Source organism: Finegoldia sp. (assembly GCF_046991905.1).
Classification (GTDB): domain Bacteria; phylum Bacillota; class Clostridia; order Tissierellales; family Peptoniphilaceae; genus Finegoldia.
In genome coordinates, this window is record NZ_JBKWZF010000034.1 from 1 (window position 1) to 13,983 (window position 13,983).

General features: G+C 39.5%; 16 protein-coding genes. All 16 read right to left on the reverse strand.

The annotated features are described in order from the left end of the window. Nucleotides 1-540, reverse strand: a 540-nt coding sequence (locus ACLUJM_RS10210) for a hypothetical protein (RefSeq protein WP_412412764.1), incomplete at its 3' end; no start/stop codon positions are given. Beyond that, complete coding sequence (locus tag ACLUJM_RS10215; RefSeq protein WP_412412765.1) at nt 468-818, reverse strand: TnpV protein; 351 nt, start codon at nt 816-818, stop codon at nt 468-470. The genes ACLUJM_RS10215 and ACLUJM_RS10210, both read right to left, overlap by 73 nt. A gap of 539 nt (nt 819-1,357) precedes the next feature. Beyond that, on the reverse strand, nt 1,358-1,582 hold the full coding sequence (locus ACLUJM_RS10220; protein ID WP_412412766.1) for a hypothetical protein: 225 nt from the start codon (nt 1,580-1,582) through the stop codon (nt 1,358-1,360). A gap of 17 nt (nt 1,583-1,599) precedes the next feature. Next, a complete protein-coding gene (locus ACLUJM_RS10225; protein WP_257363468.1) occupies nt 1,600-1,809 on the reverse strand; it encodes a transposon-transfer assisting family protein in 210 nt (69 codons plus the stop codon). After that, complete coding sequence (locus ACLUJM_RS10230) at nt 1,806-2,396, reverse strand: YodL domain-containing protein (RefSeq protein WP_257277768.1); 591 nt, start codon at nt 2,394-2,396, stop codon at nt 1,806-1,808. Before ACLUJM_RS10230 ends, ACLUJM_RS10225 begins: the two co-directional genes overlap by 4 nt. An 11-nt stretch (nt 2,397-2,407) precedes the next feature. Next, nucleotides 2,408-2,977 (reverse strand): LPD16 domain-containing protein, encoded by a 570-nt coding sequence (locus ACLUJM_RS10235; protein WP_257277769.1) that lies wholly within the window; start codon nt 2,975-2,977, stop codon nt 2,408-2,410. Between the two features lie 3 nt (nt 2,978-2,980). Next, on the reverse strand, nt 2,981-5,038 hold the full coding sequence (locus ACLUJM_RS10240; RefSeq protein WP_412412767.1) for a DNA topoisomerase 3: 2,058 nt from the start codon (nt 5,036-5,038) through the stop codon (nt 2,981-2,983). An 88-nt stretch (nt 5,039-5,126) separates the two neighbouring features. Then, nucleotides 5,127-6,872, reverse strand: coding sequence for a DUF262 domain-containing protein (locus ACLUJM_RS10245; RefSeq protein ID WP_412412768.1), 1,746 nt, complete (start codon nt 6,870-6,872; stop codon nt 5,127-5,129). A gap of 20 nt (nt 6,873-6,892) precedes the next feature. Continuing rightward, nucleotides 6,893-7,405, reverse strand: coding sequence for a hypothetical protein (locus ACLUJM_RS10250; protein ID WP_412412769.1), 513 nt, complete (start codon nt 7,403-7,405; stop codon nt 6,893-6,895). A gap of 104 nt (nt 7,406-7,509) precedes the next feature. Continuing rightward, a complete protein-coding gene (locus ACLUJM_RS10255) occupies nt 7,510-8,118 on the reverse strand; it encodes a DUF4366 domain-containing protein (protein WP_412412770.1) in 609 nt (202 codons plus the stop codon). A gap of 50 nt (nt 8,119-8,168) precedes the next feature. Continuing rightward, nucleotides 8,169-8,405 carry a DUF4315 family protein gene (locus ACLUJM_RS10260; RefSeq protein ID WP_412412771.1) on the reverse strand — a complete coding sequence of 79 codons (237 nt, stop codon included), beginning with the start codon at nt 8,403-8,405 and terminating at the stop codon, nt 8,169-8,171. Between the two features lie 11 nt (nt 8,406-8,416). Beyond that, on the reverse strand, nt 8,417-10,135 hold the full coding sequence (locus tag ACLUJM_RS10265; protein ID WP_412412772.1) for a CD1108 family mobile element protein: 1,719 nt from the start codon (nt 10,133-10,135) through the stop codon (nt 8,417-8,419). A gap of 3 nt (nt 10,136-10,138) precedes the next feature. Next, nucleotides 10,139-12,490: a VirB4-like conjugal transfer ATPase, CD1110 family gene (locus ACLUJM_RS10270; protein ID WP_412412774.1), complete on the reverse strand. Its 2,352-nt coding sequence runs from the start codon at nt 12,488-12,490 to the stop codon at nt 10,139-10,141. Beyond that, nucleotides 12,486-12,923 carry a PrgI family protein gene (locus ACLUJM_RS10275; RefSeq protein WP_257277779.1) on the reverse strand — a complete coding sequence of 146 codons (438 nt, stop codon included), beginning with the start codon at nt 12,921-12,923 and terminating at the stop codon, nt 12,486-12,488. The genes ACLUJM_RS10270 and ACLUJM_RS10275 overlap by 5 nt, the downstream gene beginning before the upstream one ends. Then, nucleotides 12,924-13,484: an MT-A70 family methyltransferase gene (locus ACLUJM_RS10280; protein ID WP_257363479.1), complete on the reverse strand. Its 561-nt coding sequence runs from the start codon at nt 13,482-13,484 to the stop codon at nt 12,924-12,926. An 11-nt stretch (nt 13,485-13,495) separates the two neighbouring features. After that, the coding region (locus tag ACLUJM_RS10285; protein WP_412412773.1) for a VirB6/TrbL-like conjugal transfer protein, CD1112 family at nt 13,496-13,983 on the reverse strand (488 nt) is incomplete at its 5' end.

Below are 13,983 nucleotides of genomic sequence, written 5' to 3' on the forward strand. Positions count from 1 at the left end.
GTGGATCAGATACCAAAGCCTTTGAGCAATCTGTGTTTTTTCAAAGCTCGCCGCTTCAACAAGCTCCACATTAGTTGCAAACTGCCCGTTTTCAAGCAGCTCACCGATACGCTCAGCCACCTCGTTCCAAGTGATGATATTCGTATTAGAATATCTTGCTGTCTTTCCCTTAGCCAAGTGAATACCATCTTCTCCATACCAAGCAGAAACCGCACCTCTGCTTGTTTTAAGTCCGTATCCTCCACGATAGATTGTTTTCAATCTTTCAGCGATTTCATCGGCTGATTTCTGCTTCATAAATTCTGTCGCAACCATCATTCTGGCATTATCAGTATTACTTCCATGGATCAAAATGGTATCAATATCTTCTTGGGCAAAAGAAAAAGCGAAGGTCGCATTGGTTTCTACGCTCTCCGCTTCATCTATCCATCTGATCTGTTCCTGCTCACTAAGGAACAAATCTAAGGTTAATTGTTGATTAACTCCGTCATAATCACTTCTTCGGCTTGTGCCTTTAGTGCGTTCATGTGCTGCACCCAAGACATCTGGTTCTCTTTCTTGCTCGGTGCCGGATTCTTCTCTAGCAACTGGTTCATCAGCACTTCCATTCTCTTGTTCGCTGTTTCGTCCACTTCCCAAAGGTGCGGAAACAGTGTTTCTGTCAAGATCATGTCGTTGTAAGTCATCGGTCTGTTCTCCTTGAGGAACGCTCTCCTCATTCTTGCGTACTTCCCTAATGGCTTCGCTTCTGTATTCTGTAACTGAATCTCCGGAATCAAATATTCCCCAACTTTGCTGTAGTTCATCTGTGTCGTCATATCGTTCGCTCCTTTCGACCTCTTTTTGTTGTTCAAATGCAATCACTGTTTTTTCAATTTCAAGAAACATCTCGTTACTGATCGTGCTGACCGCTGTCCCCAAAGCATTGACGCTTTTTCTTGTGTTGAATTCAAAGATGTTTCTGAAATCTTCCTCATCAAAGTAGGCTTCGGCATTATCCGTCAGTCTTGAATAAAGGCTGTAGGCAACGCTTGTCGATACTGCTCTTGTAAAGGCTACTTCTAGGTTAAGTTCATCATAACCTTCCAAGAAAGATTCCGCAATGATGTCAGCCATCTCGGTTCTTCTGTCGCTGAAATATTCTTCCGCAAGCTTTTCTGCAACATTTTGAAGCTGCATTTCCATATTCCATTCTTTTTTCGCTCCAAAGGCTTTTTCCATAGCTTCCTGAATCGGAATACGATGACTGTCATCAAATTTCCACAGTTTTTCAAGCTCACGAGAATTTCTTCGGCTGCCAGTATCTGCATATCAAATACATACCCAAATATGGTCTTTCGCCCGTAACGAATAAGGATCAACCACGCTTTACATATCGGTACTTTTCTTCTTTCCACTGGTCAAATTCCATACATAACGTCGCATTCGGTCGCTGGGCATGGATCATCACTTGATCCGGATAATTGAAATCATAGTTCTTTCCCATCGTTGTAAGAAACGAAGTCCATGATTCCACGCTGCTTGAGATCTCTCTAATTGCTCTTGCAGCTACGCCGGCATAGTATTTTTCTTTTTGATTCATCTGCTAACCTCCCGTCCTTAAAAATCCGGATAAAAGCACAGACTGTCAAATTCCTTGTCGCTCATCTTGTTCAGCTTCAAAAGAAGCGATTCACTCATTTCCTTTAGCTCTGTTTCATCATTGTCAAGCTGTGCTTTCATCTGTTCTAGTGTTTTAATCAAATCTTTTCTTGTTCCTGTTTGATAAATCAGTATCAGCATTTTTTCATCATGCGTAAATTCCATCATTCCAGCTCTCTTTCCAAATGTGCTTTGGAAGGCTTTTTGATTTCTCCTATGACTGACGGTTCTTTCAGTTTTTCTAAAACCGATGGTTTCTCCAGACTATCCATGACTTTTCCGTTGTTGATGACACCGTCAATCATTCCATAATCATCTTCCATCGACATTTCTGCATTTTTCAAATAGTTCTCAGGCTTCATAAAGTCCGTCAGTTCTTTAAAACCAATCGTATCAACATAATGGCAAGATACCACATCATTCGCTTTCAATGCCACGATGTCGCTTACCGATAAGCTGTGTCCTCGAAAATCCTCTGGGTGATAAAGATTGAATTTTTCGTATAAGCTTTCAAGCAGAACACTCTGCGGTTCAGCTGATTCCATTGGTGCAACATAGACGATTTCATAATGATCAATCTGTGGCGTCTTTCCCAAATAGTTCAGCTCAGTCATCGAAGCAAACCTCTCCATTGCTGTTTCTTCCGTTCTTTTCAGCTGCATAATGGCATAGCAGTCATTGGTCGATTCGATAAATGCCTCTAACTTTTTCTCATGGCTGGCTCCGTTGATTTCGTCCCATTTTTCTATTTTCATCGTAGCTCCCCCTATCTTTCCTCACCAAAGAACATCTCTGATGACTGTTTATTCTCTAAAATGGATTGCTTATGGCTCTTGAGCTTCTCAAGCACCGAAGAAATCTGTTTGGTTTCTATCTGTTCCACTTTTTCAAGCAAATCATCATAGTCGATTGCCACCAAATCCTTTCTGCCAAGCTTAAAGTCATTTAAGATTTCTTTTCTGGCTTCTTTCATGGTAAGCTCCGGATCATCAAGCTGACCGCCATCAATCTCATTGAAGTTCTTGTCATAAAGAGTGTAGTCATATCCATCTTCCGAAGTCTGCAAGGCAAGATAATGATTCTGACCGACTTTCCATGCTGTCTGTTCGTCCATAATCTCATCTTCCGGATAATACTTTGCTCCGACACGCTCCATCATCTCTGCAAACTGACAGATGTGAAAAAGCTCGCTTCCAATCTTGGTATGATAATCATCAATATATTTGCAAGTCTTGATAACCGGCTCATTAGAAAACTCAATCTGGATTGTTGCTCCGTCCGGAATACGAAACAAATCATCATATTTACTGTTAATAAATCGAATTTCTTTACTCATAGCTTACCTTTTTCCTTTCTGCTCAAAGGACAGCGAAAACTTTGCTCTGCCATCTGCTTCCGTACTTAACAGCACATCGGCATTGTAGCTTTTACCTGTTTTCTTGGACTTACAAACCTTGAGCCTTGCTTTTCCATCACGAAGCAGCATATCGACAATATGAGGATTGATTTTCTTTCCGATATAGGTAAAGAACGCATTGTCTTTCCATAACACAAATCGGCACTGCTTATTGTCGCAGAACCAGCCTTTCTGACGTTCGATTACTTCACTGCCACAATGAGGGCAACGACCTACTACATGATTTTTATTTGGCATAATAACATCTGCTCCTTTCACAACTTCGTATGTTCCTACTAAATCTCTAACCATTGTTTGAATATCTTCCATAAACGCTTCTCCCTCCATTTCTCCTTTTTCAATTCCGATAAGTTTTTCTTCCCATTCCGCTGTCATGGTCGGCGATTGGATCTGCTCCGGCATAACCGTTACAAGAGCAACCCCAACATCAGTAGGAATGAGGTTCTTTGTCTTTTTATCGCCAACTCGTTTGACATAGCCTTTCTGCACCAGTTTTTCGATAATTCCGGCTCTTGTTGCAGGTGTTCCGATTCCTTTTCGTTCTGCTTCTTTTGGCATTTCATCAGCACTGGCATTCTCCATAGCTGAAAGCAAGGTGTCCTCTGTAAAATGTTTCGGTGGTGATGTCTTTCCTTCTTTGACTTCTGCCTTTTGAATATTCAAAACATCTCCGTCGTTAAGCTTAGGAATCTGATTCTTCTCTTTTTCTTCCTTTGGATTCAACGCTTTCCAACCCTTGCTTAAAACTGTTTTTCCTTTGGATTTGAAAGGCAAGCCACCACAAGCAAGCTCCACCGTTGTTTCTTCAAAGATATAAGGCTTGCTGACAGATACCAGTAATCTATGACAAATCAGATTCAAGATCGATAACTCGCCACTCGGAAGTTCTGATATATTGATACCGGCAATCTCTTTTGTCGGAAGAATGGCATGGTGATCTGTTACTTTCTTGTTGTTGATAATCTGCTTCGTTTCAACCTCAATAAGCTCTTTCTTGATGAACTTTTGTGTCGATTTAAGCAGCTCTGACAAACCGTTTCCCATATCTTCAGTAATGAATCGGCTATCGGTACGAGGGTAGGTGATCAACTTCTTTTCATACAGGCTTTGAGCATAATCAAGCGTCTGCTTTGCTGTATATCCAAGCAGTCTGTTGGAATCTCTTTGCAAACTTGTAAGATCATATAAAGCAGGTGCTTTTTCTGATTTTTCCTTAGTCTGTACCTTGATGACATCTATCGTTTCCTTTGCTTCACATTTCTTTCTGTCTGCTTCAGCTTCTTCTTTTGCTTGATAACGCTCACTGCTTGCAGTAAATCCATCACAATCAACTTCTACCGTATAAAAGCTTTCTTCATTAAAAGCAGAAATAGCCGCTTCTCTTTGTACTGTCATCGCAAGCGTAGGTGTCATCACTCGCCCAACATTTAAAGACTGCTTATACAGGCAAGAAAAAAGTCGAGTAGCATTGATACCAACTAACCAGTCGGCTCGCTCTCGACATAAAGCAGCTTCATACAGCTTGTCATAATTTGAAGAAGGTTTTAAGTTTTTAAATCCATCTTTGATTGCACTATCTTCCATTGAAGAAATCCAAAGTCTTTCAAATGGCTTAGTACAGTGGCACTGATGATAGACCAGTCGAAAAATCAGCTCTCCCTCACGCCCAGCGTCCGTTGCACAGACAAGGCTGTCAATATCTTCTCTCTTCATCAGATTCATCAATATACCAAACTGTTTTCTTGTTGAAGAAGATACTTCATATTTCCACTTGCTTGGCATGATAGGCAAATCATCATAAGTCCATTTCTTGTACTTTTCATCATAGGTTTCCGGTTCAACTAATTCCACCAGATGACCAATACACCAACTTACAATATATCCGTTGCCCTCAAGGTATCCGTCATTTCTGCTTGTAGCACCGATTACTTTGGCAATACTCTGAGCAACAGATGGTTTTTCTGCTAATACTAATTTCATTTTCATCGACTCCTTTCGTTTTTAGGGAAAAATAAAAGCAGCCTCATACTGTAATTAGTACAAGACTGCTATGTAAGACAATTAAATGCTACACCTTAAACAAATTCTGTTCTTTCACAAAACTAATAAATTCTGTGTAAATCTGTTCCGTTCTATCCAATATATTTTGTTCTGTATAATCATTATACAGCGTCGCCATTTTTATTAGCTCGTTATCTTTTGTTCCTTCCTTATAAACTCCTTTATCATTTGAAAATCCTTTATAATACTTCACTTTATCGGCAAAACGATAATCAGAAGCTCTTATATTAATATTCTCTTCTAACAAAGCTTTATTTCCAAGCTTTTCAATATTATTCTTGTCAGACAAGGACTTCTCATTTTCTTGGCGTTTTTTAGGATAAATATGCTCTATCTCTAATTTAGTATCAAGCTTTATCAGCTGTTGACTTGGATCTTGGAACATCCACCATGCTAACATTGACTTCGTAATTGGACGACCATTTGTAAAGATATAATTCTTAATACCTGCTGTTACTTCACTTTCATTTAATAAATATTCACTAAATGAAATTTCTTCTCCATTTACAATGTTGATCATTTCCGGATAAATCGGAGTTCTCAACGCATTGACACCCGGACGAATAAACGCATACGACCAAATAAATGCGATTGTCTTATTTAAGAATGAATATAACTTTTCTTCATCAAGTTCATTCGAAGCAGTTCTATTTGCCATAAAATAAACAGATAAGAAATATGACCACATACCATTTGGTGCATAATGCAAAATAAACAACTGTTTCAATACACGTTCAGAGTATTTGTCTGATTGTGTTTCTATTGAATACCAAAAGCTTGCCAACGACTCTAAATCATCTAATGCATCATCATTTTTCAATAAAGCATAGCTATTCTTTTCGAAGAATTTTCTCAATGCCTCCGTAGTCGTTTTACGATTCCCTTGTTTTGCTCTTAAATAATACATATACTTTGTGAACAACTCGTCCATAGGGGAACCTGACTGAGAACTGAAGATTTGTTCAGATAACAATTCTAACTCTTTCCATCTTGCTATAAATTCATCCTTTTCCCCTTTTAAAGAATAATACTTATACAACTGTGCTTTAAAAATATCTGTATCAGAAAGTGGCTTTCCTCTGTCATTTAAAGTAGAAAAAATTCTTAAAGCTGTATCCTGCGATTCTGCTTCAATAGGAAGCAGAATACAATTTTTTAATACTCTATTTGGTAAAAATGCAAAATACGAAGGATATTCATTTAAAAACTCCTGAATCCTAATTTCAAAAAATCTATAGGTATCAGCATATTTACTTTTCATATCCTTTGTTGCTTCACCATTCTTCAAAATAGAAATAAATTCTTCTTTATCATCATCAGTTGAAACCTCAGAATCGATTTTTAATCGATTTTTATCCGGATTATCAAATTCATCAACTTTCCAAATGCATGAAGCAATGATTTCTTTTGTTTTTACTGTATTTTCATCATTCATTTTAGACAGTCTTGAATAAAATGCTCTGAGCAACAGCATTAGTGTAGTTAATCTCTGTTGTCCATCAATGATTTCTTGTTTACCAGTTTCCTCATTTTTAAAAGTAACAATCGGTCCTAAAAAGTATTCATCGTTATCTGAATCAAAGTTATCTTTGTTACCATCTGGAAAAGCAAAAGAAAATATATCATCCCATAATGTTTGGCATTCATCTTCTCCCCACGCATACGGTCTTTGATAATCTGGAATTAAAAAATCACTTTTTTTATTTGAAAATAATTCTTTAATTGTTTTTTGATCTATGTTTAGCTTTGACAAATTAAGCCCTCCTAACTTTACTAATTTTTCTTTAAAGTGGGTAACTTATTTACTCCTTTTACATTTATTCCAAGAATGCAAGCACCAATGATAAGAGTTCCTCCCATGAATGTTACACCATATTTTAGGACATCTTTCATATACTCTTTAAATTCCTTGTCCTTGTTAGCTATTTTATCAGCAACTTGAATCATCTTTTCATAGTCATCTTTCTTTTCTTCTGGAGTTATGTTATCTCGTTCCAAATCATCTTTAATTGTGTTTAAAATCAACTTATAAGCTTCAATAGATTCTTTATGACTGGCTCCAGCCTCTTTTAAAGCAGAATCACATAACCCTATTAGTTCTTTAACCATATTTCCAGTCATATCAACATACGCAGGAAATTGATTTATTGCAGCAAGTGCAATATCCTTATCCATATTTGGAATTAAAGAAATGAAGTCCATGATTTTAGACTTCGACATATTACGAAAAGAATCAATATCTAACGCCTTCTTCACTTCTTCTTCAGTTACTAAGTATTTAGGCATTTTACCACTCTCCTCTGTCATCAAACTATCAATTATTTTATCATATTTCAGCACTTTTTTCTATATCCAGATATGTATCGGCAGTCTTCACGACTGCCTTTTTATTATGCCTTTTCCACTGATTCTTCATCTTCTTCGTCAATTTCAAAGTAATCAAGCTCATCTTCTTCTTCGTCCAGTTCATCATCACTGTAATCAGCGTCTGGATCTGGTTTGGTTTCTTCTGCTTTCTTCTTTTCTTTCAGCTTCATAAACACAAAGATACCTCCACCAATGATTACAATCACAAGCACTACGATTGGAAGCAAGTTCATCGGTTTATCTGGTTCATGTTCTTCTATAATCTCAACTTTTTCTTCTGACTGAGTTTCCTCGACTTTTGGTTCTTCTTTCTGATTCAGCTCTGCTTGAAGCTTTTCTGCGTCCTCTTTTTCCATCAGCGACATCAAATCTACTTCATCAACTTGATTCAAGAAATGAACGGTACTGTTGCCTTTGTCATCTCGGTCAATAATCAAATAGAAATAGTTACCGTTTTTCGATACCAAAGTTACAAACTGCTTGCCTACGCTTGATTCAGCTCCTACATCATCAACTAGTGTAAGATTTCCATCTGGTGTCAAAGGTTTCTCCGGCTTTGGTTCTTCTTTCTTTTCTTCTGTTGTTTCCGCTGGCGGCTGCTCACTTGCTTTAGCATAAGCTGTTGTCGGCACTAAAGTCCATAATCATTACTGCCATGAGAACCGGCAATACAAATCTTCTTTTAATCGTCATTTTCAATATCCTCCGTAATTTTAAAAGGAACAGTGGTATTTGCTTTTTGAATAAGCTCTGCCAACTGTTCCGGTGTAATGTTTGCTGCATGAACCATATCGTGAATCATGGTGTTTTCCGTTTCCTTGTATTTCTTCTCAAGGTCTTTTACTCGCTGTTCCCACTCATCACGCTTTGTCCTTGCTTTGTTTAAATCTGCTTTGATTTTGTCTAATTTCGTTAACATCAATGTCCTCCTTAACGCAATCTTCCGTAACAATAAAAATGCTGCTGCCAGTATGGTACTTCAATCGAAGCATAAGAAATCGGATTTCCACAATGGATCATCATACCGTTGCTGACATAGATACCGATATGCGAAGCTCCGCTTGTTTCATAAGTTCCTTGAAAGAAGATAAGGTCGCCCGGCTTTGCTTCACTTGGTGGGATAATATCGCACATTCTTCGTAAACTCTCAGCAGTCTGCCTACCAACATTCCAACCATTACCGCAGTTATTGATTACCCATGAAACAAATCCGGAGCAGTCAAAACTTGTTGACGGAGAAGAACCACCCCACACATAAGGATAACCGAGATATTTTTCTGCTTCCTTGATCATCTTGGCAAATTTTTCATCGGTCAGTGCCTCTCCCGGAATATCATAGTCTGTATAAGGTCCGGTCGAATTGGAGTAAATATCATCTTCAAACAAATATGCTCGATTACCTCGTGTCTGAAGCAATACTGCATACCGCTCCATCTCATCATCACTCATACCCATACCGGCAATGACTGTTCCAAGTCCTTTGTTTTTCAGCGTTACATGAAGAATACGATACTCATATTCGACTTCAACCTCATATTCATATTCTTCCGTTGTTGTTTCTCCTGTTTCGGGATCAGTAACTTCTCTTGTTCCAGTCCTTGTTTCCGTTCTCGTTCTTATCTCAATTTCTTCCCTTATAGAAAGCTCATATTGACGGTCAAACAGTTCTCTTAAAGTATCCTGCACCTCTGCTCTGGTATAATCCTCAAACTTAACCGTCAGATAGGAAGTCAGCTCATAAGGATTGTGGTTGATTTCGTCCAAATGGTATCGGTACTCATCATAGCCGGAGTGGGTGCTTTCAATATTATTGATTTTTGACTGCAAACCGGCTTCCAGTGCTTTGTAATCATCATTTGCTCCAATGATGTCCTCATCTTCTGCTGTATAAGAAGTTCCAAGCACCGTATTCATACCACCATGAAACATGACGGAACAGGAAGAAAATGCTCCAAGAAGCAGCGTAAGAACAAGTCCGAATCCCAATACGAGCAAAATTGTATGAGAATGCTTCGATATAAATCCACCGATCTTTTCAGTGAATTTTTTCGTATTCTTAGTTGCTGTCTTTGTCGTACCGGCAGTTTCTTTTGCTCCTTTCCCCGTCTTAGCTACTGCATATTCTTTCTTGATGTCTTGTTTCTGTTTCCATCGTGAAAAAGGATTGGAAGAAGGCTCTACGCTTTTTTGCTTTTCATAAAGCGTATTGATATTGGCTTTGTCCGCCTTCTTTTCCAATCGTTCTGCTTTGCTGTATTTTTTCATCTTGTGGCTGTAATGAGCCTGTTCCAAACTGCGAACCGAAGTTTCTGCCAAACTTCCGCTTTGCCTAGCTGAATCAACACCGGCATTTTCATCTTCATTCTTGGAAAAAACCTCATGCACGCCTTTAGAAACCACCGCACTGCCTCCAAGCGTGGCTGCTCGCTTCAGCTTTGATGGACTCTTAATATTATCCGTTGCCACCTCAGCCTTAGCAAATCTCAGCTTTTCAGAACGAGTTGCTGCCTTTTCCTTGTCAGTAATAATCTTGCTTTTTGCCTTGTCCGACCTGTCTGCGATTTTTTCTGCTTTCTGATGCGCTTTCACCACCTTATCATCACGAAAATCTTCTTCCATAAATGTTAAGCGTGTCGTCTTTTTCTTCATCAGCTACACCTCAGCTTTCTCGCTTACCTCGGATAATTTTGTCGTCATAATACGATATAACTCAAGGTCAGTCGGAAACCTGTCTACAAATGGAAGAATTACATTGCCATAAAACAGCAAGCCTTCGCCCTCGCCGGAATGCGTTACATAAGAAAGCTGGTGAGGAGAGATATTCAGCTGATTGGCTAAAATCTGCCTATCGCCGGACGCTTGGTTCAGCATATAGATGAAGTCGGAGTTTTCAAAGATATTCTCGACTTCTCGGCTCAACAGAAGATCCTTTACATTCTGAGTGATTCCTGTCGGGATACCTCCCCATTTACGAAATCTTTTCCAGATTTCAACCGAATACGCTGCTGTCTGTTCTTCCTTTAGAAGCAAGTGAAACTCGTCCATATAATAGCGTGTCGCTTTGCCGGCATTACGGTTTGCGGTTACTCGTCCCCATACCTGATCCTGTACCACAAGCATTCCAATCTTTTTCAACTGCTTTCCAAGCTCTTTGATGTCATAGCACACCAAACGGTTATTGATATCTACATTCGTTCTGTGATTGAACAAGTTCAACGAGCCTTTGACATAGATTTCAAGTGCTGTCGCTACATGATGAGCTTCTTTTTCTTCCTGTGAAAGCAGTGCATGATATAAATCTTCTAAAAGTGGCATATTTTCCGGCATCGGATTTTCAAAATATCGCTGATAAATTTGATGAACGCAACGGTCAATGACTGTCTTTTCAATCGGTTGTAGTCCATCTTTCCCACCAACGATAAGCTCGCATAAGGACAAGATGAAATCAGCTTTCAATGCAATCGGATTATCTTCTTCCGAATAATTGGCATTGATGTCCATCGGGTTAATGAACTGCTTACTGCTCGGACTGATCTTTACTACCTGTCCATTGAACTTATATACAAGTGCTGTATATTCCGACTCCGGATCACAAATAATGATGTCATCATCAGTTGCCAAGAAACAGTTGGCAATTTCTCTTTTTGCACTGAAACTTTTACCAGAACCCGGCGTTCCCAATACTAACCCGTTAGGATTCTTTAATTTCTTGCGATCCACCATAATCAGATTGTTGGAAAGAGCGTTCAGTCCATAGTAAAGAGATTCATTGCCACTTTGAAAAAGCTCCTGCGTCGTAAAAGGAACGAAGATTGCTGTGCTTGATGTCGTCAATCCTCTTTGAATCTCAATGAGATTGTTCGCTAAAGGAAGGCTGCTCATCAATGCATTCTCCTGTTGGTAATCTAGTCTTCTTAGAATACAGTTGTGCTTCTGAGCAATAGATTTTGCTTGAAACACATTGTTTTCAAGTTCCTGTTTCGTCTTACCGATATTCATAACAAGAAATGTCAATAAGAACATTCGCTCGTTCTGGCTCTGCAACTCTTTCAAGAGTGCCTTTGCGTCTTTTCCATAAGTCGCCAAATCTGATGGAATGATGTCCATGTCATAACCTGAGCGTACTGCTTTTTTCTGCTCCTCAATCTTGGAACGATCAAGCTCCGTAATTGTATGCTTCACTTTCTTGATAGCTGAAGTCTGATCCACCGACTGAATGTGCATGGTAACGATCTGCGAAGAATCCATATCCAAGAAATCTTTCAACATCTGGTCGCTTAAATCAGAAGCGGTAATCGCAAGATAAGACATTGCTCCATAGACTTCTCCCATCTGAAACACTCGGTTCCCATGAAAGCCGAAAGAAGTCGGTGCAATAAAATCCTTTACCGACAATCCTGATTCTACTAGCCAGTCCCATTCAAACATAAACTTCTCCAAATCTCCCATGTGAAAAATGGAGTGCATAAGTTGCAATCGTTCCTTTCCGTTCAACACCTTTGCACTAACGCCCAATCTTCGATAATTGTTCAGTAAATCCGTCTGCACATGCTCCAGTCTTGGCTTCGCCTGCTTCATGGATTCTGCTTCAATACCAAAAGTCAGATACTTGGCTTTTGTAAGTCCGTTGTTTCCTCGGGCAAGCTGCGACTTCAACATCTGCGTGTACTCGTTTCGTACCGGATTGAACTCATCTTTCTGATGAGGAATACGGATATTCTTTTCAAAGCTTTCAGCGTCCGTACTCATATTCATAAAAGACAGCTCAAAATGAATCGAGCTGTCAAAGAAATTAAGGAAACTGCACCATTCCTCAAAGATTGCCTTTTGATCTTCCTGTTGGGCAAGCTGATAATTGATGTCCTGAAACTGCAAAGTCTTTGTATAATAATTGTCCCTTACTCTGCAAATGCCATCGGGAAACATTCTTTGAAAAGGAATTGACTGCTGTGCAGTTCTTGGAATCCCGTCATATATCTTTGCACTTTCTATCAGCTTTCTAATTTCTTTTTCTTCTTTTTTTGTCAGATTGCTTGGCAGTTTGATATCTGCCGATCTTTTCTTTTTTAGAATTGAAAACAATCGCCTCTACCTCCTTGTCTAACCGGCACTGCCTCATCAATGCCGCATAATAGTTGTCCGTCTTATATGGTCTTTCCTTCGGACGAATAAATTTGCTTTCGATAAAATGCTTCGCTATAACTTCAAGTGGCTGTCCATCTTTTTCATACATTGCAAGAAAGAACAGCGGAAGCATGACGATCATCATACCGATGACAGCCAAGCTGACATTTCCACTCATTCTTAACAGAAAGAAAACCGGCAAACCAATCATTGCTGCCGCACCGAAACAAAGCAGCTGCCTTTTCGTCAAATTAAAAAATATCTTCGATTTCACTCGTGTCAGATCACGAGGAACCGGAACATACGCTGCCATTTAAACCACCTCCAATTCCGGTATAGATATGCCATCAGGTGCTTCATTCCCCCAAGTATCCCAACCATCTGCTTTTTCCCTTGCAAAAAGTTCAATCTTAGGAACATCGCCCATCAACTGCTCTATACGCTTTCTTGCTTCCTCAGGCTTTTTGCTGTGCCTTTCAATATGGGAAACGATGACTTGATGAATCCCTTTGGAATATCGTTTCGGACTTCCTTTTGTCGCCAAAACGCAGATTTCTGCATTGGCTCTTGTCCAATATCCCATTCCCCAAAACAAAGAATCCGATTTCTTGTTCTGCTTGATCCATACGAAAGCCACCGTCTTGTATTTGAATCCCCATGCCTTCAATACCTCGCCCATTTCTTCAAGCAGAGGGAATGTGATCCACATAAACAAAGCACAATCCTTATCTGCCAGCTTTCCTATGGGCAGCTTCTTAATATCCTCAATGCTCATCGTCGAATAATGGCTTTCCGCAGAGCGTCCTTTTCCTTTGTCGCTCCATACACGATAGCTCCAAGGGGGATCGGCATAGATTACATTGTATTTGTTCATCTGCGACCTCCTTAATGGGCATTGAATACGCTCTTTGCCAAGCTTCCTGTCTTAAACAGCGTAAAGCATAGCAGAACGGTGTAACCCATGATTCCCCATATCGACATGATGATGTCATCGCTTAATGCCAGCTCACTGATCAGTACCGCATAGATACCGACACATATCATGATCAAGAAACCTTGAAAACCTAATGCAAAAAGCGACCTCAAATAGTTCTGTCCGACTTGGCTTTGTTCTCTGTTTCCGAATGTTGATAACGGAATAGGAGCCAAGCTCGTCATTAAATAAATCTCAATCATTCTTCCATAGACGATGATGAAAATTACAATCGACAATACCGACATCGTAATCTGCACAATCAGCGACTGTAGGAACAGACCAAGAAGCGGTCCGACTTCCATTTCCATCAGCGTTTCTTCAAGAGCATCCAGCGTTCCCGGATCTATCGCTGTATCGCCGGCAATGATACCTCCGCTTGCTTCTATCACATGATTTG